The following is a 20,394-nucleotide window of genomic DNA, read 5'->3' as shown; positions in this document are numbered from 1 at the left end:
ATTGCCGATAGCGCTTAGAGCTGCCAGTTAAAACCAATTTCGAAAGTACGGCCGTACTCTTCGTACTGGGCATTCTGGCTCCGACGGTCGAAGTAGTGATAATAAGGCTCATCGTTAATATTGATGGCGTTGAAATACACGGTCAGATCCTGGTTGATATAGTATTTACCCATAAAATCGAACTGCTGGTGGGCGTCTTCCATACGCAGCATGTCACCGTCGATTTCTTCCAGGTTCTTGCTCTTGTAGGTCATCGCCAGGCGCAGGCTCCAGTCGTTGTCTTCGTAACCTACGGTCAGGTTACCAACGGTGTCAGACTGGTTAGGCAAGCTGGTTTTGTATTCTTCACCGTCCAGCAGCGTGGTGGCATCAGAAGACGAGAACGTCCCGTTAGCAGAAAGCAGCAGGCCGTTATCAAAGGCTTTAACCCAGGAAAGCTCTAAACCGGTGAGGTCGGCGGTTTCACCATTACGTGGCTGAATAACCTCATCGTAGCCTTCCCAGCCCTGCATGCCTGCTACATCGGCGTATATGACGAAGTTGTCGATTTGCTTGTAGAACAAGCCGGCCGACAATACGCCAATCTGGCCAGGATAGTATTCCACCGACAGGTCGAAGTTATCTGACTCATAAGGCAGCAGTTGCGGGTTGCCGACTTCGGCTTCACGCTCGGTTACGAACACGCCATCGTCTTCTTCGGTTTTGCTTTCAATAATCTGGAAAGCGGCCGATTCTTCAAAACCCGGGCGGGAAATGGTTTGAGTGAAAGCGCCACGCACAATCAGTTTTTCCGAGATATTGTACTTAACGTTTATGCTCGGCAGGAAGTGGTCGTAACTACGCTCAGACTGCCACGGCGTGTTAACCACATCTTCCACGTCATTTTGCTCATCTTCAATCAGCTCAACGCGCATGCCGGCGGTATCGAAATCGGTTTTCTCATAACGCACACCAGCCACAATGTGCACATCGTTAATATCGAAGGTGCCCATAAAGTAGGCGGCAAAAATGTCTTCGTTAGTTTCGTAGGACGCACCGTTTGACTCTAATTCTGAGTCAAGATCGGCCAGCTCCAGTGAGCTGCGGTTCTGATTGAAATAGGTGCGCATTGCGCTGCGGTTTAGGCCTGGTCCAAAGTCACCGAGTCCCCAGTCTGCGTCGCTGGTGGCGAATTGCGAGGCATCCATACCGTCAAAGTCACCGTCGTAAATGTAGATGTTGCTGTCGACCGTTTTGGTTCGGGTGCGGTACTTAACACCGGCTTTAATTTCGCTGAGGTAGGGGTCCTGGGCAAAGGTTTTGCTCAGGTTCGCTTTAATACTGTTTTCAGTATCTTTGGTGTAGTTATCTTCAAAGCTGATCTCATCCACTTCATAATTATTGAAGTCGTTGACTGAATCTGCATAAGTAATGCTGGGGATCACGCGCTGCATATCACCGTCGATGCTGTCATCTTCGGTGATAAAAGTGTAGTAAAGTGCATCCGGCTCACTTTCATCAGACTTGGCGTAACCGAGTTGATAATCGAAAGTCCACTCGCCTCGCACATGTTCACCGCCGGCAGCGATGGTGAGGATGGATTGCTCCTCATAACGGTCTTTGGACTCCCGCTCAACTTCTGAGTCTTCGCCATCAAACACGAAAGTATTGCGCTGACGGTACTCTTGGTCAGAAAACTCGCTGTACAGGGAGCGCAGGAAATAGGCGTTGTTAAAATCCGGGCGGTAGTCGAGGTTAAGCGCTGCGCCCAAACGTTCACGGGTAATGGTGTAATGACGCTGTTCAATTTCGTCATCGGCGTTTGACTCGATATTGTCAGAGCCAAAGTCTCGTTTTAGGTAAGACAGTGCCGCAGCCACACCAAACGTATCGTTCCACAGGTTAGTATAGGTACCTGACAGTTTAGGGCTCATCTCATCACGTAATTCGTTCTGGCTTAACTGACCAGACAGGCTGGCGGTTTGCCCCTTACGGTCGAAGGCACTCACTGATTTTACTTCTACCGAACCACCAATGGCGTCACCGTCCATATCTGACGTTACAGACTTGGAGACTTCCAGAGTCTGAATCAGCTCAGAAGGAATAACATCAAGAGCTACCGAACGAACGCCACCTTCTGGTGACGGCACGTTCAAACCGTTAATGGTAACGTTATTGAGGTTAGGATCGATACCACGAATGCCCACAAAGCGACCTTCCCCCTGGTCGCGTTCGATAGACAGACCCGGCAAGCGTTGCAGTGATTCAGCCGCGTTTTGATCCGGGAACTGACCAATGGCATCGGCGGAAACGATAGATTTGATATTGTCGGCCATGCGCTGTTGATTGATGGCGCTGGCCTGGCCGCCGCGCTGTCCGCGAACCATGACTTCTTCCAGTGACTCGCTGGCACCTTCCAGGGTAATTACCGGTGTGATGTTTTCGCCTTCGGTCAGTGTAATCTTGCGACTCACTGGCTCCGCGCCCAGGTAGGTTACCAGCAGAGTGTATTGACCGGCTGGCAGATTGCTGAAGCGAAACGTACCGTCACGACGGGAAACAGTTTCTTTGCCTAACTCGGTGATCTCAATTTTTGCCCCGGCAAAAACGCGGTCCTGGGCGTCATTCGTCAGTTGGCCAATTAAGCCGGCATTATCTGCGGCGACCGAAGCAAACGAGCAACAAACGGTACTCACCGCCAACGCCAGGCTGGAAAAACGATTCTTCATGTGTGTTCTCTTAAGTTGTGTGTATGTTGGCGGCTACGGTAAAAAGCAAAAATGACAAATCGATGACGACCCAAGGCCGTGTCGTTGGAATAACAGTCAGAACTGCCTGAAAAAGCACTTTTTTATAACTCGCTGAGCTCAAATGACCCCCACGCAAGCCTTTGTTTAATGGTGAAAAAATTGAGTGAAAGGCGGAGAAGAGGAAAATGCATCACACCAGTGTCATATTCCTGAGCCAGAATGACCCCTAAGATTACCGGCGTCTCCAATAACAATAGGCGCAGGTAAATATGTTTTACATGCGGAAAAGATAATGGATTTTAGTTTGTTAACACGTCACCGCGGCTTACTGGCATTTGTGTTGCTGGTATCAGGCCTGGCTGTGACATTATGCGTAACCAATGGTCAGCTAAAAGAGCTTGGAGAAGTCGAATGGCTGGATGTGGTAGGGGAGGGCAGTATTTGTTTGCTCACGCTGTGCTGGATGACGGCGGTGATGATCAGTCGCCCACCGGGCCAGGTTACCGGATTGCTGGTTGCCGGACTGTCTTTTTTTAACTTCTCCGCCATGCTCGACCTGTTCGATGAATTTACCTTTTACAGTGATGCTGCCCATTGGCTGAGCGTTGTAGAGTCTATCCCGGCCGCGTTGGGAATGATTGTAATGACGATTGCATTGTACTTGTGGCATCAGGAGCAACTGGCGCTCAACAAGCAACTCCAACGCCGGGAAATGTGGTATCGCGCTCACGATCAAATCGATGTGATCACTCAGTTGTACCGGGCTGATTACTGGCGAGCCAGAGCCATGGAACTGCAGGAGCAGGGCATACAGGCTGCTGTAGTAGTACTGGACATCAATGACTTCTCTCAATTTAACTTACGTTACGGCCATGCCGAAGGCGATCGCTTTTTACGGGAAATATCGCAGTTAATCGTAATGAACCTCAGAGCGGTAGACCTGGCATGTCGCTATGCCGGGGATCGCTTCGTTATTTTAATGCCAGAAATCGCGATTGCCGAAGCAAATGAATTTGCCTGTCAGCTAGAGTGTAGTATTCGCAATGTAGCGTTTAAAAGTGGCGGCCAGACAACGGCCATTTTTCATTCGGTGCGTAGCGTTTGCTCCCAGTTACAACAGCAGGTCACACTAGCCGAAATGATGGCGGGTTTAAATCGCCAGTTAGATGAGACATCTCAGCAGGTTGCCTGATGACGCATAACGCTCTGCTTACCCGTACTGACAAAGCACTGCCTGCCAGGCAGCTTGCTCAAAGCCTGGTGCAGGTTGCTGTAGCCCGGGGCGCTCCAGAGCATAAGTTACTGCGCGGAACGGGTATTTTTAGTGAAGACTTACTTACGGCAAAACCTTTAAGTTGTAATCAGCTGCAACGCCTGTGCAGCAACGCAACTCAACATTACAAAGGCTTCGATCTGGCCTTTCGGTTTGGCCAACATTTAGTCTCGGCGTTTGTAAGTGACGCCCTGCCGTACTTTACCCATGCGCGGGATTTTGGGGAGTGTTTGCGGGCATTGCCGTCTTTTCAGACCCGTCTTTATCCGTTTGTATCAGCCTTTCGCTATGACGAAGGCGACACACAGCTGCTGGTGTTACAGGATGCCATGGGGAGCGGCAAGCAATTTCGGTTTATGGCCGAAGCCTATTGTGCGGCGCTGGTGGCGCTGGCCAGGCATTGCACCGGTAAGCGGCTGGCGCTGCATTTTTCTTTCCCGTTTGCCCGCCCGCGGCAGATTCAGGAATATGAAGAAGGACTGGGATTCAGATTATCGTTTAACCAACCCTTTTTTACCATTAAGGTGGCCAGACAGGCATTGGCAACGCCCTGTTTGCAAGCTAACCGCACGTTTAAGCAATTTGCGTTAAGACGATTTTTGGAGCAGCGGGAATACCGCTTAACCCTGCTCGATGCGGTACGCTATCACTTGCGTGGCTGTTCAAACTCTACCTTACCGGACATTGCCGGTGAGCTGGGATTAAGCCCGGCATCTCTGAAGCGCAAGCTGGCGGATCACGACACTACCTTTAGTTTGCTGCACGATGATATTCGCCGCCAGCAGGCCATTTACTACCTGCAGGTGCAAAAACTGAATAATGAGCAGAGTGCGTTGAAAATGGCTTTTACCGATATTACCAATTTTCGTCGCGCAGTGAAGCGCTGGACCGGTTTAACGCCCAGTCAGCTGCGCGAAGTCTAGAAACAACAAAGCCATCGATAACGATGGCTTTGTTAAAGTGTTATTGATAGTCCGGTATATCTTCCAGCCGGGCCACACCTGAGTCAATAGCAGCCTGAGCTACAGCTCTCGCTATGCGGCCACATAAGCGCGGATCCATGGGTTTAGGAATAATATAATCCTTGCCAAAGGTCAGGCTATCCACATTGCTGGCTTTCAACACCGATTCAGGTACCGGTTCTTTTGAAACGGAGCGAAGCGCTTCAACCGCTGCCACTTTCATTTCATCGTTGATGGCCGTTGCCCGAACATCCAGTGCACCGCGGAAAATAAACGGGAAGCACAGCACGTTGTTTACCTGATTAGGATAATCTGAGCGGCCGGTAGCCATGATCAAATCGGAACGGGTGGCCAGCGCCACTTCCGGTTTAATTTCCGGATCGGGGTTAGAACAAGCGAACACAATCGGATTCGGCGCCATGAGTTCAAGGGCTTCAGGGTGCAGTAAGTCGGGGCCGGATACGCCAACGAAAATATCCGCACCTTCCATGACATCTTCCAGGGTGCGTTTATCGGTATTGTTAGCAAACAACATTTTGTGCGGCGTGAGATCGTCACGACGGGTATGAATTACCCCTTTGCGGTCGAGCATATAAATGCGCTCACGCTGGGCACCACACTTTATTAATAATTCCATACAGGCCACGGCGGCAGCGCCGGCGCCCATACAAACAATTTTAGCATCGCCAATTTCTTTGCCCTGAATTTCCAGCGCGTTGAGCATACCTGCGGCCGTTACAATAGCGGTACCGTGTTGGTCATCATGAAACACCGGGATCTTACAGCGTTTAATGAGCTCCTGTTCAATCTCAAAGCACTCCGGCGCTTTAATATCTTCCAGGTTAATGCCGCCGAAGGTATCGGCGATGTTGGCAACGGTATTAATAAACTCTTCAGTAGTACGGTGTTTTACTTCGATATCAATCGAATCGAGACCGGCGAAGCGCTTAAATAATAAAGCCTTACCTTCCATAACCGGTTTAGAGGCCAGCGGGCCGAGATTACCGAGGCCAAGGATAGCGGTACCGTTACTGATAACGGCGACCATGTTGCCTTTACCGGTATAGGTATAAGCGGCGTTAGGATCTTCGGCGATTTCGCGGCAGGGTTCTGCCACTCCCGGGCTATAAGCCAGGGCGAGGTCATCAACACTTTCTGCCGGTTTGGAGAGTTCTACGCGGATCTTGCCCGGCGTAGGTTTAGCGTGGTAGTCGAGGGCACGTTGGCGAAAATCTGACATTTTGTAAGTCCTGTAATTTTTATCTTGTAAGCCAGTCGCTAGGTTATTGTTATTATAGGCGAACTGTATCACAGCGCATGTCTTATGGCATGGTATCTATCAACCGAAAAATCGATAGCACCTTACAAACTTGTGAATTATTCCTAACATAACGCGAACCGGCGCTGAACGCCACGTTGCCGTATAAATAATCGTAATTTGTTTTAATGATGGAAAATGGTTTTACCATTAGCTGAATCAATTAACATGATGATAAAATACAGGCATAAAAAAAGCGCCGTAAAGGCGCTTTTTCTTCAAGGTTGTTTCTTCAAGATGGGGCTTATTTTTTGCCCAGTGCGCCAAAACGCTTCTTGAAGCGATCAACACGGCCACCAGTGTCAACGTTACGTTGCTTACCAGTGTAGAAAGGGTGACAAGCTGAACATACGTCCAGGCTGATGTCTTTGCCCAGTGTTGAACGAACTTTGATTTCGTTACCGCAAGAACAGCTGGCAGTAATTTCTTCGTATTTAGGATGGATATCTTGTTTCATGGGATTACCTCAAAATAAGGCCGTATCGCTAACCAACCCGAAGTTGGCCACCATACGTGACTAATTTTCACTACAAGCGACACAGCGCCTGCTTTTTAGAGCGGCGCATATTAATGGATGTCGAATAATCAATCAAGGTTTTTCGTGCAATACTTTGCTATCTGCATGTTAGGATAACCACTATTCAACTTCTGCCAAATAGGTCCGTTGGTCAAAATTCACTATGCCAATCATTGATGTAGCCGTACCGGTACCACTTCGACAAACCTTTAGTTACACCTGCGAGCAAAAGCCAGAGCCGGGTGTGCGGGTGAGTGTGCCCTTTGGTCGTCGCCAGTTAATGGGGGTGGTAACGGCAAGTTACGACGATCCGGCCGATGAGACGAAATCAGAGGTTAAACTAAAAGCGGTAACGGAAGTCCTCGATGAGCAACCGCTGTTTGATGCAACTTTACAAACGTTAACTCAGTGGCTGTCGACCTATTATCACCATCCTATTGGTGAAGTGTGGGCAACCATCATGCCGTCGAGACTGCGTAAAGGCGGCGCGCTGAGTGATAGTGTTCCGGCATTAATGCTGACCGATGCTGGCCAGGCTGAGGCAGCAACGCCTACCCTAAGGGGGAAAAAGCAACTGGAATGCATTGCAATGCTGGCGCAAGGGCCGCTGGCAAGAGAAGAAATCAAAACCCGGTTTTCTAACGTGGTATTAAAAGCACTGGCAGATAAAGCGCTGACCACGGATACCAGCATTCGCCTCACCGAAAAGCAGGACTGGGCGTCATTTAGTTTACAGCAAACACCGCCTACCGCATCAACCGAGCAGGGCGTTGCGATTGCGGCCATCAACCAGCAAGCCAGCCATTTTGTACCGTTTTTATTAGACGGTGTCACCGGCAGTGGTAAAACCGAGGTGTACCTGCAGGTGATTGAGCCGGTGCTCAAACAAGGAAAGCAGGTGCTTATTCTGGTTCCTGAAATAGGGCTTACGCCGCAAACAGTAGGACGTTTTGAGCGTCGCTTTGGCATAAGCGTTGGTGTGCTGCATTCCCAAATGACAGACCTCGCTCGCCTCAAGGTATGGCAACAGGCCCGACGCGGCGAGTTGGGGATCATCATTGGTACCCGGTCAGCGATTTTTACGCCGCTCAAACGGCCGGGCATGATCATTGTGGATGAAGAGCATGATGAGTCTTTTAAACAACAGGATGGTTTGCGTTATCACGCCAGGGATCTGGCCGTAAAACGGGCGCATACCGAAAATGTACCCTTGATTCTGGGCAGTGCCACGCCGTCGCTGGAAAGCCTTAATAATGCGCTGAATAAGCGTTATACCCATTTAACCTTAAGTCAGCGGGCGGGTGGGGCAAGCCACACCCAGTTAAAGGTGCTCGACTCCCGTGATCAGCCGCTTCATGCCGGGATTGCTCAGGGCCTGATAAGTATTATGCGTAGTCATTTACAGCAGGGCAATCAGGTGCTGGTATTTTTAAACCGTCGTGGTTTTGCGCCTGCGGTGTTATGCCATCATTGTGGCCAGACGGTTGACTGCAAAAGTTGCGAACGTCCTTTTACCTACCATAAATCTCAGGGCCGACTACAGTGTCATCACTGTGGTGCGAGCCGGCGAATGCCCGAGCAGTGCAGTGAATGCCACAGTCACGACCTGCAAACCTCTGGGATTGGCACCGAGCAGCTTGAACAGGGGCTGGGCCAGCTCTTTGAGGATGTTGCGCAGGTCAGAATCGACAGTGATGCAGTAAAAGGTAAAGACAAGCTCATCACCCGGCTGGATGAAATCAATGCGCGCAAATATCAGTTGCTGGTGGGTACGCAGATTCTTTCGAAGGGGCATCATTTCCCCCATGTTACCCTGGTGGTAGTGCTCGACTGCGACGGCGCGTTATTCTCTGCCGATTTTCGTGCGGCTGAAAAGCTCGCGCAGTTAATCACGCAGTTGGCTGGTCGTGCCGGGCGCGCCAGTAAACCCGGCGAAATGTGGCTGCAAACCGATAACCCCGGCCATCCGTTGTTGCAGGATCTCATCAATAACGGTTTTGCGCACTTTGCCCGTCAGGCATTACAAGAGCGCCAACTCGGTGAGCTGCCGCCCTACAGCAGTCAGGCGATTTTTCGCGCCGAAGGCAATGAGGCCGGGCTGGTTGCTCACTTTTTGCAACAGGTCAGAGATTGTTATCGGCCCAGTGTGCATGCCGCAAAAGGCAACTTTATCGGGCCCTTGCCTTGTTTAATAGAAAAGCGTCAGGGCCGCTTTAGGTATATGTTGGTGCTGCAATGTCAGCAGCGTGCCGCCCTGCACAGTTGGCTTAAGCATCACTTGTCTGAAGTGGAATCGTTGCCGCTTACCAGCAAAGTGCGCTGGAGTCTGGACATTGATCCGGTGGATTTCAGTTAGCCTTTTTAAGTCGCTTGTAAACTTTCATATTTAACCACATATTATGGCAGCAATTTTGAGTCAGAGCAGGTACACTGCCTGCTGATAATAATAATCATCCACACAGGGAAATCGATACAGCATTATGTCTCAACGCGATTACGTTTCTCGTGGACGTGCGCCACAAAAGAAAAATACCAAAAAAACAAAAAGCAAAACCAGCGCCAAACGAGGCAGCCATCAGCAGGAACCTCAGGTAACCGTGCCATGGGTAACGGTTGCGGTAGTTGTTGCATTGTTACTGGGTTTTGCCTGGTTCCTGTGGTCAATTAAAGATAATGCCGATCCGGATACTGCACAGCCGCTCACGGTAGAGCCCGCGCCTATTGAAGATGAGTTGCCGGAGCTGCCAGAGGAAGAGTGGGAGTATATTAAGACCCTGCCCGGTTATGAGGTAGAAGTCGAAGTTGCCGAGCAGGAAAAATCTGACAAGCGTTACTTAATGCAGTGTGCCTCATTCAGAACCCGGGCTCAGGCCGACGAAATGCGCGCCAAGATTGCGTTTCAGGGGCTGGAAGCGCAAATCAGGCACAGCGACGGCGCTAATGGCGAATGGTTCCGTGTGATCCTTGGCCCTTTTGACGCCAAGCGCGACGCTGAGCGTGCCAAACACGCACTACGCAAAGTGAATATCACCACCTGTCAGATTTGGTTCTGGAATTTGTAGAATAACGAAAGCCGGCCATCGCCGGCTTTTTTAATTGCCCTGCAACCGCCGGCGGATATTCACTTTTTAAGTCTTGAAAAAACGCCAAGTTCCCCCACCTACTATTCATTGTCAACGCACAGACCGCGAACCGGTATGCTGTGCCAAACCACTACAGTGGAGTAAACGTGACTACAATAGTATCAGTCAGACGAGATAATCAGGTTGTTATGGCCGGCGATGGCCAGGTGTCATTGGGCAATACAGTGATGAAAGGTAATGCCCGTAAAGTACGCCGCCTTTACCAAAACAAGGTACTGGCCGGTTTTGCCGGTGGCACCGCCGATGCGTTTACCTTATTTGAACGCTTCGAAGCGAAACTGGAACTGCATCAGGGCCACTTAACCAAGGCGGCAGTAGAACTGGCCAAAGACTGGCGGACCGATCGCATGTTGCGTCGCCTTGAAGCCTTACTGGCCGTGGCCGATGAAACGGCTTCGTTTATTATCACCGGTAATGGTGATGTGGTGCAGCCGGAGCAGGATTTAATCGCTATCGGCTCGGGTGGCAACTATGCTCAGGCAGCGGCTACGGCGTTGCTCAACAATACGCAGTTAACGGCACACGAAATTGCCACGCAAAGTTTATCTATTGCCGGCGATATTTGCGTGTTCACCAACCATAATCAAACGGTTGAAGTACTCGATTATTAAATGAATTGTGATGGCAGTGGCTAAAAAGCGGCTGCCATACTGACCTTCGTCAGTTTTACATAAGGGTTAATTATGTCTGAAATGACACCAAGAGAAATTGTCCATGAACTGGACCGCCATATCATTGGTCAGCAAAGCGCTAAGCGCGCTGTCGCCATTGCACTTCGTAACCGCTGGCGCCGAATGCAGTTAAAGCCAGAGCTGCGTCAGGAAGTGACCCCTAAAAACATCTTAATGATTGGTCCAACAGGGGTCGGTAAAACCGAAATTGCCCGTCGTCTGGCCAAGCTGGCGAATGCGCCGTTTATTAAGGTTGAAGCGACAAAGTTCACTGAAGTGGGCTACGTTGGCAAGGAAGTAGAAACGATTATCCGTGACCTTGCAGACATCGCCGTTAAAATGACCAAAGAGCAGGAAATGGAAAAAGTGCGCTATCGCGCCGAGGAAGCCGCCGAAGAGCGAATTCTGGATATCCTTATCCCGCCGGCGGAAAATGCCTGGGGTGAAAAAGAGCGCTCGGAAGATCGCGGCACCCGTCAGTCTTTCCGTAAAAAGCTGCGTGAAGGTAGCCTCGACGACAAAGAAATTGAAATCGATGTGTCCCAGCAGCAAATTGGTGTAGAGATTATGGCACCGCCGGGCATGGAAGAAATGACTAACCAGTTGCAGGGAATGTTTGAAAACCTGTCTTCTTCCGGCTCGCAGAAAAAGAAAAAGAAAATGCGCATCCGGGATGCCATGAAAGTGCTGATTGAAGAAGAAGCCGCACGACTGGTAAACAAAGAAGATCTTAAAGAAAAAGCCCTTGAAGCGGTGGAACAACACGGCATCGTATTTGTGGATGAAATCGATAAGATCTGTAAGCGTGAAGGCGCCAACTCAGCAGATGTTTCCCGTGAAGGCGTACAACGCGACTTGCTACCGCTGGTAGAAGGTTCAACGGTGTCTACCAAGCACGGTATGATCAAAACCGACCATATTTTGTTTGTTGCATCGGGTGCCTTCCAGATGAGCAAACCGTCGGACCTGATCCCTGAATTACAGGGGCGTCTGCCTATCCGCGTTGAATTGTCGGCCCTCAAAGTGGAAGACTTCAAACGTATTCTTACTGAGCCTAATGCCTCGCTTACCGAGCAGTACATAGAGCTGATGAAAACCGAGGGGGTAACCGTGGAGTTTGCCGAAAGCGGAATTCAGCGTATCGCCGAGGCCGCCTGGCAGGTGAATGAGAAAACCGAAAATATCGGTGCTCGTCGTTTGCACACGGTATTAGAGCGTTTAATGGAAGATATTTCATACGATGCTTCCGAAAAGCAGGGCGAAACCTACACCATTGATGCAGATTATGTAAACCTGCATCTGGAAACCTTAGTGGATAACGAAGACTTAAGCCGCTTCATCCTCTAACGCAAACAGACAAACCGGCCGGTACCTCTGTACCGGCCAGGCTTCACTTGCCACATTCCCCATTACACCGTAGGAATTTGCGTGTACAGCGTTCTGAAATAACGGGCCATTAATGCAGCCCGGTTACGGATTTCCAGTTTGCGGTAAATATTGGCGCAATGAAACTTTACCGTTCGCTCACTGATAAACAATTGCGAGGCAATGGTTTTATTCGGTAAGCCTTCGATAATTTTATGCGCCACCTGAAGTTCACGTTTAGACAACTGTTCCAAATGTTCAGGGCTTAATAACTCTTGATCAAACATGATGATCTCCTTGTTGAGTGGGGGTTGGTAAATCAGGCGTGTAATTGATGGCTACTTCCGTCAGCTGGCCGCCTGCCAGGTGATACCGCTGATGGGCCATTTGAATGGTTTCCCGCCGGTGGGCGATAACCACCCGGGTCATGGGTAACCGGGAAAGGTGTGTATTGATGAGCTTTTCACTGTTGGCGTCCAGATGACTGCTCGCCTCATCGAGTAACAGCAGTGCCGGTTGCTGATACAGCGCCCGGGCCAGAAACAGGCGTTGGAGTTGGCCGCCACTAAAGTTGCTGCCACCTTCCTGCAGTAGGGTGTAATACTGCATGGGCAGGCTGGTTATAGTGTTATGCAGGTTTGCCAGTTGGCAGCACTCTATCAGGCGCGGCATATCAAGGTGCTGTTGAAAGCCGCTGACATTGTCGATAATGGTCCCGGACAGGCACATATCATCCTGCATGACAGCGCTAATTCGCTGGCTCGGGTCGCGGCTGTTCAGCGGTTTATTGTCAATCAGAACCTGGCCTGCGGTGACTGGAAGTAAACCGGTCAGGCATTTTGCCAGGCTGGATTTGCCGCTGCCGCTCACCCCGGTTATCACCACCATTTCTCCCGGGGGGACTGTCAGGTTCAAATGTTCGAAAAGCAGTGGCTGACCCTGGTAGCCAAAGCTTACATCATGCAGAGACAGTTTGTGCGCTACCGGTAAGCTGGCCACCGGACTCGTCGATGCGGCAGCCAGTGAGTCAAAAGCCACCGGTGTTTGAACAATATCTGCCAGTCTGTCGAGATGGAGTCGCAATAAACGCCACTGAAGCAATTGCTCTAACAGGCCGTGGATTGCCGTGTTAAAGCGGTTTTTATAACTGGTAAATGCGTAAAGCATACCCACGGTAAATGCCTGCTCCATTACCAGCGACGCGGCAAGATAAACCACCAGCAGGTTTTCAAGACCAAACAACAACAGGTGAACAATACTGAATCCCATTTCCCAGCGGCGTAAGCGAATATCCCGGTTCAATGTATCGGTCAGTAAATGCTGCCAGCCGTGCAGACGAAAGGACTCCAGCTTGAGCATTCTGATTGACTGAATGCCACGCAGTGTTTCAATAAAGTGGCTGTTTTCCTTCGCAGCACAGGTAATTTTTTCTTGCTGCAAGCGCTGCACGGGGCCAAGCAAAATTAACCGTAAAGCCAGAAAAATCAGCGCGACGCCTACTACAACAAGCATTAGCTTAATGCTGTACAGTGCCATCAAAACCAGTGTACATAGTAAGATGAGCGTATCTAAAATAAGCGCGACTATGCCCTGACTGATAAACCGCCTGACTTCCTGCAAGCTGCCAAAGCGCGCCACCATATCGCCAATATGACGTTGTGAAAAATAACTGAAGGGCAGCCGGATTAAATGAGTAAAGACATTCACCGACAACTGCTGAGCAAGGTGTCCGGACATCGAGATGCCGGTAGTCTGGCGGGTGAGGTTGGTAATCGCCTCTACCACCATCAGCAGAAAGAAACCCAGAAACAGTACATTGAGTAGCGAGGCATCGTTATTGACGATGACGGAGTCGATCACCAGTTGCATGTAGTAGGGCGAAGCCAAAGCGAAACATTGCAACAGCAGAGACAACATAAACAGCACCAGTAAGGAACGCTTAATACCAATAATTCGCTGCCATAACTGGCTGAGCTTAAGCGGCTGACGCAGATTTTGTGGGGTAAAGTTACTGCCTGGCTGCAACTCAAGGGCTATGCCGGTAAATGCATCACTCACCTGTGGCCAGGTAAGGCGACGTTTGCCGCAGGCCGGGTCCTGGATTTCAACGCCGTTGGTTGTTACTTTTGTCAATACTACGAAGTGCTGCATATTCCAGTGCAGAATACAGGGCAGTTGCAGGTCGGCCATATCTTCGGGTTCCAGCTTCAGTGCCCGGCTGTTGAGATTCAGTGAATGGGCAAAATCAATCAGCTGTTTAAGGTTAGCGCCTTGCTGGCTGAAAGCGCGCATGCTACGCAGTTTTGCCAGGTCTATATTTAGTCCGTGATACCCCGCCACCATGGCTATACAGGCCAGTCCGCATTCCGCGTTTTCTGCTTGCAGAACCTGTGGGGTGGCGCGTCGCCAGTTGAGTTGCAATGGCAATTTGAACAGCGTTGCGGTGCTCATAGCAGGCCTCCGCGTAATTTATAAAGTGGTTCGAATAGCCATTGCATCAGATTGCGTTCACGTATCGCTATTTCAGCCGCAAAGGTCATCCCGGCGCGCAGCGCAATGCGTTGGTTAAAATGCTCAATGCTGGTGGCTTGCAGAGTGGCCCTGGCCAGATAAACGGGGGTATTTACGGTTAAGGGTTTTTGCGCTACCTCCTGAGGCAGCAACAGATGTGCAGAGACTGAATCGACGGTTGCCTTATAGGTTCCAAACTGCGTATGGGGAAACGCATCGTAGCGTAAACTGATGGATTGCCCTGCTGATATCTGGCCCGCCGCCGCCACCGGAATTAACAGTTGGGCAGTTACTTCGGCATTCAGTGGCATGAGTGACAGAAGCGGCACACTAGTTTGCGTGCGTTGTCCTGGTTTCGCATTCAGGTTGGTTACCCTGCCGTCAGCGGCTGCAACAATAATAACCTCGCGCTGACTGTACTGCTGATCGAGGCTTTTCTGAAGTTCACTGATTTGGTTTTCAATGTTCAGTAGCTGCAGTTGATGGGAGTGTTCCGCTTCGCTAAGTGCAAACTGGTTGTCTTCGATGGCTTGTAATGTGCCAATCCATTCACGCTCCAGGCGCTGGCGCTGATAGGTTTCGTCGATACGCTGAGTGTTTAGCGACTGTAGCTGTTGCTGGCTCGAAAACCCCTGCTGGGTTAATGCTGCGACAGACTCAATTTGCTTGTTCAGCAATGTCATTTTTTCATCCAGCAATTGGCGCATTGCCCCAAGACGGGCATGATCTTCCGTCAGTCGGGATCCGGTTTTGTTTAAACGTTGTTGCTGAGTAACGAAACCTTTCTCGGTAAGTGAGTACTGACTTTTAAGGCGCGCTATCTGGCTGGCCAGTTCCTCAATAAGGGCATCACTGATACTCTGGCCGTTATGAAAAATGGCGTCACGGGTGAGTCTGATTAGGGGCGTGCCTTTTTTTACCCGGGCGTTTTCGCTAACTAACACGTTACTGACAATAGCGCCGGAAGCCGGTCCGTATACGGGGGTAATGCCATTTGCCGGTTCCAGCCAGCCGGTGACCGTTTGGGTGTAGGTATAGCGCCCGGTCAGTAACCAACTCATTACGCCTATTAACCAGCTGCACAGCAGCACGGTAATAACAAGCGTAGGAAGCCTGGGTTTAAGTAATATCGAGCCATCGATTTTTTGCTGCTGTGAAACGACGGCCTGTTGGCGAAATAATGTTTGGCTTTGCATGGCGTCCATTCCGGCTGTGGGTGATGATTCAACCTTATGACCGAAGACGCTGAACCACGGTGAAAGCCAGGCCGGGTGGGCTTTTTGAGGGGACGATGGATAGCAGGTGTCCCAAATAGTGAGGGCCTGGCTCATTTGTGCAGGACTGGTCTGCCTGTTGTGGCAGGTCAAAGGCAGGCTGACGTTGGCTTTCCTAAACCGGATTGTTAATATATTGTGGTTGGCAAAGAAAGCTCTACACTTGATGTATGTTTTGCCAAGGAAGCCGTAGTTATGTTTATTCCCAGTATTTTACTCCGCCAGTTGTACACCCATGGAAGCCTTACTCAAACCGAAGACGGCTTGCAGTTTATGCTTAAAAACCGGCTGAAAGATGCCGTGCTCAAGCAGGTCGACAGTATTGCCATTGACGGAGAAGTCATCGCGCCTGAAAACGTTACGCTGCAGGTTGGCCCCGAGCAAATCATGTCGATGGCAGAGCTTAACGAAAGCGGTGAAGTGCCTTTTGCACTCAAGCAGGCCATTACGGTTTATCTAAATAAAACCCTGCCGGTGAGCCCGGAAAAGCATATTATCGAGCTGGTGTTCAGGGCCTCACCTTTCGGCAAACTTAAATTCAGTGTGGAAGATAATGTGTCGGCGCCGAATCTGGCCGAGGGCCATATTCCCCGCGATCCTCACGATGACTACGCACCGGGTATTATTGAAAAGCGCCAGAAGTTTTTTGAGCACTTCTCCGGCGCCAACATCCACCATGTTGGTCAGTATTCGATTGATCCAAACACTTTACGAGGTAATGTCGAGCATTTCATCGGAGTTGCTCAGGTGCCAATTGGTATGGCTGGCCCGGTTACTATTGATGGCGAACATGCCAAGGGCGACTTTGTGATCCCGCTGGCCACTACTGAGGGCACTCTGGTTGCCTCTTATAACCGCGGTATGAAGCTGCTCAATATGAGCGGGGGGATTAAATCCACCGTGGTGGACGATGCCATGCAACGCGCCCCGGTGTTTGTGTTTTCCGATGCACGCGGCGCACGGGACTTCGTTGCCTGGGTAAACGAGAACATCGACAAAATTCGTGAGGAAGCTGAAGCCACCTCATCCATTGCCAAGCTCACTTATATTGATAGTTTCCTGTCTACCAAGTTTGCCTTTTTGCGCTTCAATTACCGTACCGGTGATGCGGCCGGACAAAACATGGTGGGGCGCGCTACGTTTGCCGCCTGTGGCTGGATCCTCGATCATTACGAGGGTATCGAGAACTTCTATCTGGAGTCGAACTTCGCTACCGATAAAAAAGCCTCGCAAATTAATATTATGCGTACCCGGGGTAAACGGGTCATTGCCGAGGCCACTATTAAGCGTGAGCATTTGCTGTCGGTTATGCGGGTGGACCCTAAACAGATTGATTACCATAGCCGCGTGGCGGGGGTAGGATCGTTTTTATCCGGGGTCAATAATACCGGATTGCATTCGCCCAATGGCATCACCGCGATGTTTATTGCCACCGGGCAGGATGTTGCCAATGTCTCTGAGTCATCAGCCGGTATTATGTACTCGGAGCTGACGGATGAAGGTGATCTGTATATCTCACTGACCATTCCATCGCTGATTGTGGCGACCTACGGTGGTGGCACCGGTATAGGCACTCAGCGTGAGTGTCTGGAATTACTGGGCTGTTATGGCCGGGACAGAGTGTACAAGTTTGCCGAAATTGTTGGCGCGGTGGCTCTGGCCGGGGAGATCTCACTGGCCTCGGCGATCTCTAGTTCCGACTGGGTATCCTCCCACGAGCAGTATGGCCGTAACCGGTAATTTGTCTGGTGCTGATCAGGAGGGCTTGCCTTCCTGGTTGGCCTTATTTTCCCGCGAAAACGATCCGAACACCCCGTCTTCGGCGTTAAAAAGGTAACTAAACTCAATGGTTATCACGATGAATGACAATAAGGCTCGCTGGTCTTTCCCTTTCCGGGTAGTGCTGGTGTTTTTATTTTGCGCCTGGCTAGCCGGCTGTGCCAGCAACAAACCACAAATCAAAATGCGCGAAGAAACTCACTTCGCCGCGCTGAAAACCTTTTATGTTCAGCCACCGCTTAACTCATTTAACCCCACCCTGGAGCAGCATATGGCGTCGACCATCACTACCGTGTTGCAAGGCAAGGGGCTGACCGCAGCAGGCGAAGACGATGCCGATATTAAAGTGGGCTTTTTTCCCTCCAGCCGGGTGGAAGAAGGGGGCTCATCGGTCAGTATCGGGCTTGGCACTGGCGTGTTTGGCCGTTCTGGTGGAATATCACTGGGCAGCATCTTTAGCGTGCCGGTGGGTGAACAGGTCACTGAGTATCAGAATCTGCAGATTGAAGTGGTGCAGGACGGTGAGTTTATCTATAGCGCTGCCGGTAGCGCCGAGCTGGAAGCTAACGACAGCATTAGTGTGCAGCAGGCATTATCGGAACTGGTCGTCACATTGCTGCAGCCTTTCCCCGCCAACCGGTCAAACTAGCTGCGAAGTGTCAGAATCGCACGGCCAGTGGGATTGTGAAAGTGTGTTTAGTCCCCAGTTTTATACATCGATTCATAATTAGATGAGGGCACCTTATGACACGTCATTTTGAACAGGCCGAAGGCTTGTGCGAACAAAAAGATCCGGCCACCGACGGTTTTGTATTTAATCAGACTATGTTACGTATAGCGGATCCGGTACGTTCGCTGGATTTTTACACCCGGGTTATGGGCATGACCTTGCTGAGAAAACTGGATTTTCCGGAAATGAAATTCAGTTTGTATTTTCTCACCACTGGCGAGGATTTCTCTGATATCAGCGAAGATCAGGCACAGCGCACGGCACAAACCTTTGGCCGTCCGGCAATGCTCGAATTAACCCACAACTGGGGGGATACCGCCGAGTCTACCCGTTATCACAACGGTAACAGCGATCCCCGTGGTTTTGGTCATATTGGTTTTCATGTACCGGATCTGCAAGGGGCGTGTCAGCGCTTTGAGGAGCTGGGCGTTGAATTTCAGAAGCGTCTTGAAGACGGCAGTATGAATAATCTCGCGTTCATTAAAGATCCCGACGGTTACTGGATTGAGATCTTTGATGCTAACGGCATGGCCGGCAAATAGCGGTTTAAGTCCGGCTCATGGGAGGGAAACCTCATCCTCCTGTGGGCTGGTGAATGACTAGTTTTCCTGAAATGCTGCATAGATGGCCTCTGTCACACCGGTATATCTGGCGGGCAGGGCGCGGTAACGGGAACGCAGCAGGTAAAGTGGTTCCGAAACGGTTGTAGCAGAGGGGTAAACCGCAATGCTGCCTCCGTGGCCGGCAAACTTCTCCACACTGGCTGGTAATACAGTAAAGCCGACTCCCGCACTCACCGGCAATAGTATTTGCGATAGCTGGTTAACATAACCGGTGCGGTTTAGTTTGGGTACCTCAAGGCTAGCCAGCTCCTGTTCGCCACAATGATCGCAATAAAGCTGCAAGTAATGGGCGGCATCCGGGTGATCAATCAGCCCGAGTTGACGAAGCGTTGCACTAATATCGGTGAAATCATTAATCGCAGCGGGTAAGAACAAGCTTAATGCTTCTTCTGCCAGATAGTCTGCACTGAGGGATTCGTCCGCCGGTGTATGGGTCACAATGCCAATATCATTAGTCCCCTGTTTCAAACTGTCCACGATGCGATGCCGGGGAGCGACTTCCAGGTGAATTGCCAGAGCAGGGTGTTGGGCCTGCAAGGCGGTGAGCTTTGGATATATTCGCAGGGCCACTGCGCCTGAGCAGGCAATGGTGCAGCGCCCCGAATGGGGCTCATCAAATTTTAACTGTTCGAGAAACTGCTGTTGTCTGGCTTCCTCTTGTTTGGCATAGCGGTAAACCTGCCGCCCCTGTTCGGTAAGTTCAATGCCCTTTCCTAACCGAACCAGTAATTCGCACTCGCAGCTTTGCTCCAGCTTTTTCACATGCTGGCTAACACCGGGTTGAGTCATAAACAACCGCTCTGCGGTGTTGGTGAAGCTGCCAGTTTCCGCCAGGGTTATAAAGGTTTTAAGGTATTTGGGATTCAGCATGCTATAAATTTAAATTATCAATTTAAGAAAATATGATAATTTTATGTTTTGGTTCTGTCCAGTTACTCTGACGCCATCGTCATCACTCAGGAGTTAACCATGACAGACAATAGTCAAAAACCTTACCCTCGCACTTTTTCGCATCTCGGTATTTCAGTACCAGACCTGGACGCTGCCGTTAAATTCTACACCGAGGTACTCGGCTGGTATCTCATTATGAAACCCACCGAAATTGTGGAAGATACCTCAGCCATAGGTGAGATGTGCACCGATGTATTTGGTGCGGGATGGGAGAAGTTTCGCATTGCGCATTTATCCACGGGTGACCGGGTTGGTGTGGAAATTTTTGAATTTAAGGATCAGCAAAATCCGGAGAATAATTTTGAGTACTGGAAAACCGGCATTTTCCACTTCTGTGTACAGGACCCGGATGTCGAAGGACTGGCTGAAAGAATTGTCGCGGCCGGTGGTAAAAAGCGCATGAAAGCGCCGCGGTATTATTATCCGGGTGAGAAGCCCTACCGCATGATTTATATGGAAGATCCGTTTGGCAATATTCTGGAGATCTACAGCCATAGCTACGAGCTGCACTATGCCAGTGGTGCTTATCAATAGGTTGTTAAAGGCAT

17 protein-coding genes are annotated in these 20,394 nt (G+C 50.4%); 10 read left to right on the top strand and 7 right to left on the bottom strand.

Annotated features, from left to right (window positions below; all coding sequences use genetic code 11):
• Positions 1–14: 14 nt before the first annotated feature.
• A complete protein-coding gene (locus AC27IB_RS13950) occupies positions 15–2,708 on the bottom strand; it encodes a TonB-dependent receptor (RefSeq protein ID WP_296043355.1) in 2,694 nt (897 codons plus the stop codon).
• A gap of 313 nt (positions 2,709–3,021) precedes the next feature.
• Here AC27IB_RS13950 and AC27IB_RS13945 point away from each other — a divergent pair, with 313 nt between their 5' ends.
• Positions 3,022–3,921, top strand: a complete 900-nt coding sequence (locus AC27IB_RS13945) for a GGDEF domain-containing protein (protein ID WP_296043357.1) — start codon at positions 3,022–3,024, stop codon at positions 3,919–3,921.
• Positions 3,921–4,925 carry an AraC family transcriptional regulator gene (locus tag AC27IB_RS13940; RefSeq protein ID WP_296043359.1) on the top strand — a complete coding sequence of 335 codons (1,005 nt, stop codon included), beginning with the start codon at positions 3,921–3,923 and terminating at the stop codon, positions 4,923–4,925. Before AC27IB_RS13945 ends, AC27IB_RS13940 begins: the two co-directional genes overlap by 1 nt.
• Positions 4,926–4,965: 40 nt before the next feature.
• On the opposite strand, the gene AC27IB_RS13935 is transcribed toward AC27IB_RS13940, so the two are convergent.
• Positions 4,966–6,204, bottom strand: a complete 1,239-nt coding sequence (locus AC27IB_RS13935; protein WP_296043361.1) for a malic enzyme-like NAD(P)-binding protein — start codon at positions 6,202–6,204, stop codon at positions 4,966–4,968.
• Positions 6,205–6,526: 322 nt separating this feature from the next.
• A complete protein-coding gene (rpmE, locus tag AC27IB_RS13930) occupies positions 6,527–6,739 on the bottom strand; it encodes a 50S ribosomal protein L31 (RefSeq protein WP_296043363.1) in 213 nt (70 codons plus the stop codon).
• Between the two features lie 223 nt (positions 6,740–6,962).
• Here rpmE and priA point away from each other — a divergent pair, with 223 nt between their 5' ends.
• The 4 genes from priA to hslU all read left to right on the top strand — a co-directional run bounded on the left by priA (position 6,963) and on the right by hslU (position 11,960).
• Positions 6,963–9,155 (top strand): primosomal protein N', encoded by a 2,193-nt coding sequence (gene priA, locus AC27IB_RS13925; protein ID WP_296043365.1) that lies wholly within the window; start codon positions 6,963–6,965, stop codon positions 9,153–9,155.
• Between the two features lie 124 nt (positions 9,156–9,279).
• Positions 9,280–9,861 carry an SPOR domain-containing protein gene (locus tag AC27IB_RS13920; protein ID WP_296043367.1) on the top strand — a complete coding sequence of 194 codons (582 nt, stop codon included), beginning with the start codon at positions 9,280–9,282 and terminating at the stop codon, positions 9,859–9,861.
• A gap of 167 nt (positions 9,862–10,028) precedes the next feature.
• Positions 10,029–10,553 carry an ATP-dependent protease subunit HslV gene (hslV, locus tag AC27IB_RS13915; RefSeq protein WP_123323762.1) on the top strand — a complete coding sequence of 175 codons (525 nt, stop codon included), beginning with the start codon at positions 10,029–10,031 and terminating at the stop codon, positions 10,551–10,553.
• Positions 10,554–10,625: 72 nt separating this feature from the next.
• Positions 10,626–11,960, top strand: a complete 1,335-nt coding sequence (hslU, locus tag AC27IB_RS13910; RefSeq protein WP_487121630.1) for an ATP-dependent protease ATPase subunit HslU — start codon at positions 10,626–10,628, stop codon at positions 11,958–11,960.
• 62 nt (positions 11,961–12,022) lie between these two features.
• Here hslU and AC27IB_RS13905 read toward each other — a convergent pair whose 3' ends face one another.
• From AC27IB_RS13905 to AC27IB_RS13895, 3 genes are read right to left on the bottom strand one after another with little or no spacing between them, the layout of a single operon-like run.
• Complete coding sequence (locus AC27IB_RS13905; RefSeq protein ID WP_123323764.1) at positions 12,023–12,265, bottom strand: helix-turn-helix domain-containing protein; 243 nt, start codon at positions 12,263–12,265, stop codon at positions 12,023–12,025.
• A complete protein-coding gene (locus AC27IB_RS13900) occupies positions 12,258–14,429 on the bottom strand; it encodes a peptidase domain-containing ABC transporter (RefSeq protein WP_296043384.1) in 2,172 nt (723 codons plus the stop codon). The genes AC27IB_RS13905 and AC27IB_RS13900 overlap by 8 nt, the downstream gene beginning before the upstream one ends.
• Positions 14,426–15,685 carry an HlyD family secretion protein gene (locus AC27IB_RS13895; protein ID WP_487121627.1) on the bottom strand — a complete coding sequence of 420 codons (1,260 nt, stop codon included), beginning with the start codon at positions 15,683–15,685 and terminating at the stop codon, positions 14,426–14,428. The genes AC27IB_RS13900 and AC27IB_RS13895 overlap by 4 nt, the downstream gene beginning before the upstream one ends.
• Before the next feature lie 273 nt (positions 15,686–15,958).
• Between AC27IB_RS13895 and AC27IB_RS13890 the strand changes: the two genes are divergently transcribed.
• From AC27IB_RS13890 to gloA, 3 genes are all read left to right on the top strand, one after another.
• Positions 15,959–17,503, top strand: coding sequence for a hydroxymethylglutaryl-CoA reductase (locus AC27IB_RS13890; protein ID WP_487121625.1), 1,545 nt, complete (start codon positions 15,959–15,961; stop codon positions 17,501–17,503).
• A 118-nt stretch (positions 17,504–17,621) separates the two neighbouring features.
• Positions 17,622–18,191, top strand: a complete 570-nt coding sequence (locus tag AC27IB_RS13885; protein WP_487121623.1) for a DUF4136 domain-containing protein — start codon at positions 17,622–17,624, stop codon at positions 18,189–18,191.
• Positions 18,192–18,286: 95 nt separating this feature from the next.
• Entirely contained in the window at positions 18,287–18,814 is a 528-nt protein-coding gene (gloA, locus tag AC27IB_RS13880; protein WP_487121621.1) for a lactoylglutathione lyase, read from the top strand.
• Between the two features lie 57 nt (positions 18,815–18,871).
• Here gloA and AC27IB_RS13875 read toward each other — a convergent pair whose 3' ends face one another.
• Positions 18,872–19,765: a LysR family transcriptional regulator gene (locus AC27IB_RS13875; protein WP_487121619.1), complete on the bottom strand. Its 894-nt coding sequence runs from the start codon at positions 19,763–19,765 to the stop codon at positions 18,872–18,874.
• 99 nt (positions 19,766–19,864) lie between these two features.
• On the opposite strand from AC27IB_RS13875, the gene AC27IB_RS13870 reads away from it, so the two are divergent.
• Positions 19,865–20,380 (top strand): lactoylglutathione lyase family protein, encoded by a 516-nt coding sequence (locus AC27IB_RS13870; protein ID WP_296043403.1) that lies wholly within the window; start codon positions 19,865–19,867, stop codon positions 20,378–20,380.
• The last annotated feature ends 14 nt before the right edge of the window (positions 20,381–20,394 follow it).

The organism is Alteromonas sp. 4NH20-0104 (assembly GCF_057547795.1).
The sequence above is the reverse complement of the archived record's forward strand: the minus strand, read 5'-3'. Positions and strand labels throughout refer to the sequence as shown.

Bases quoted from the DNA above. Each gene is read 5' to 3' on its own strand.
- AC27IB_RS13920 (WP_296043367.1), top strand. From the start codon at position 9,280: ATGTCTCAACGCGATTACGTTTCTCGTGGACGTGCGCCACAAAAGAAA.
- rpmE (WP_296043363.1), bottom strand. From the start codon at position 6,739: ATGAAACAAGATATCCATCCTAAATACGAAGAAATTACTGCCAGCTGT.
- AC27IB_RS13935 (WP_296043361.1), bottom strand. From the start codon at position 6,204: ATGTCAGATTTTCGCCAACGTGCCCTCGACTACCACGCTAAACCTACG.
- AC27IB_RS13900 (WP_296043384.1), bottom strand. From the start codon at position 14,429: ATGAGCACCGCAACGCTGTTCAAATTGCCATTGCAACTCAACTGGCGA.
- AC27IB_RS13885 (WP_487121623.1), top strand. From the start codon at position 17,622: ATGAATGACAATAAGGCTCGCTGGTCTTTCCCTTTCCGGGTAGTGCTG.
- AC27IB_RS13895 (WP_487121627.1), bottom strand. From the start codon at position 15,685: ATGCAAAGCCAAACATTATTTCGCCAACAGGCCGTCGTTTCACAGCAG.
- AC27IB_RS13870 (WP_296043403.1), top strand. From the start codon at position 19,865: ATGACAGACAATAGTCAAAAACCTTACCCTCGCACTTTTTCGCATCTC.
- hslU (WP_487121630.1), top strand. From the start codon at position 10,626: ATGTCTGAAATGACACCAAGAGAAATTGTCCATGAACTGGACCGCCAT.
- AC27IB_RS13905 (WP_123323764.1), bottom strand. From the start codon at position 12,265: ATGTTTGATCAAGAGTTATTAAGCCCTGAACATTTGGAACAGTTGTCT.
- AC27IB_RS13875 (WP_487121619.1), bottom strand. From the start codon at position 19,765: ATGCTGAATCCCAAATACCTTAAAACCTTTATAACCCTGGCGGAAACT.
- priA (WP_296043365.1), top strand. From the start codon at position 6,963: ATGCCAATCATTGATGTAGCCGTACCGGTACCACTTCGACAAACCTTT.
- AC27IB_RS13890 (WP_487121625.1), top strand. From the start codon at position 15,959: ATGTTTATTCCCAGTATTTTACTCCGCCAGTTGTACACCCATGGAAGC.
- gloA (WP_487121621.1), top strand. From the start codon at position 18,287: ATGACACGTCATTTTGAACAGGCCGAAGGCTTGTGCGAACAAAAAGAT.
- AC27IB_RS13950 (WP_296043355.1), bottom strand. From the start codon at position 2,708: ATGAAGAATCGTTTTTCCAGCCTGGCGTTGGCGGTGAGTACCGTTTGT.
- AC27IB_RS13940 (WP_296043359.1), top strand. From the start codon at position 3,921: ATGACGCATAACGCTCTGCTTACCCGTACTGACAAAGCACTGCCTGCC.
- AC27IB_RS13945 (WP_296043357.1), top strand. From the start codon at position 3,022: ATGGATTTTAGTTTGTTAACACGTCACCGCGGCTTACTGGCATTTGTG.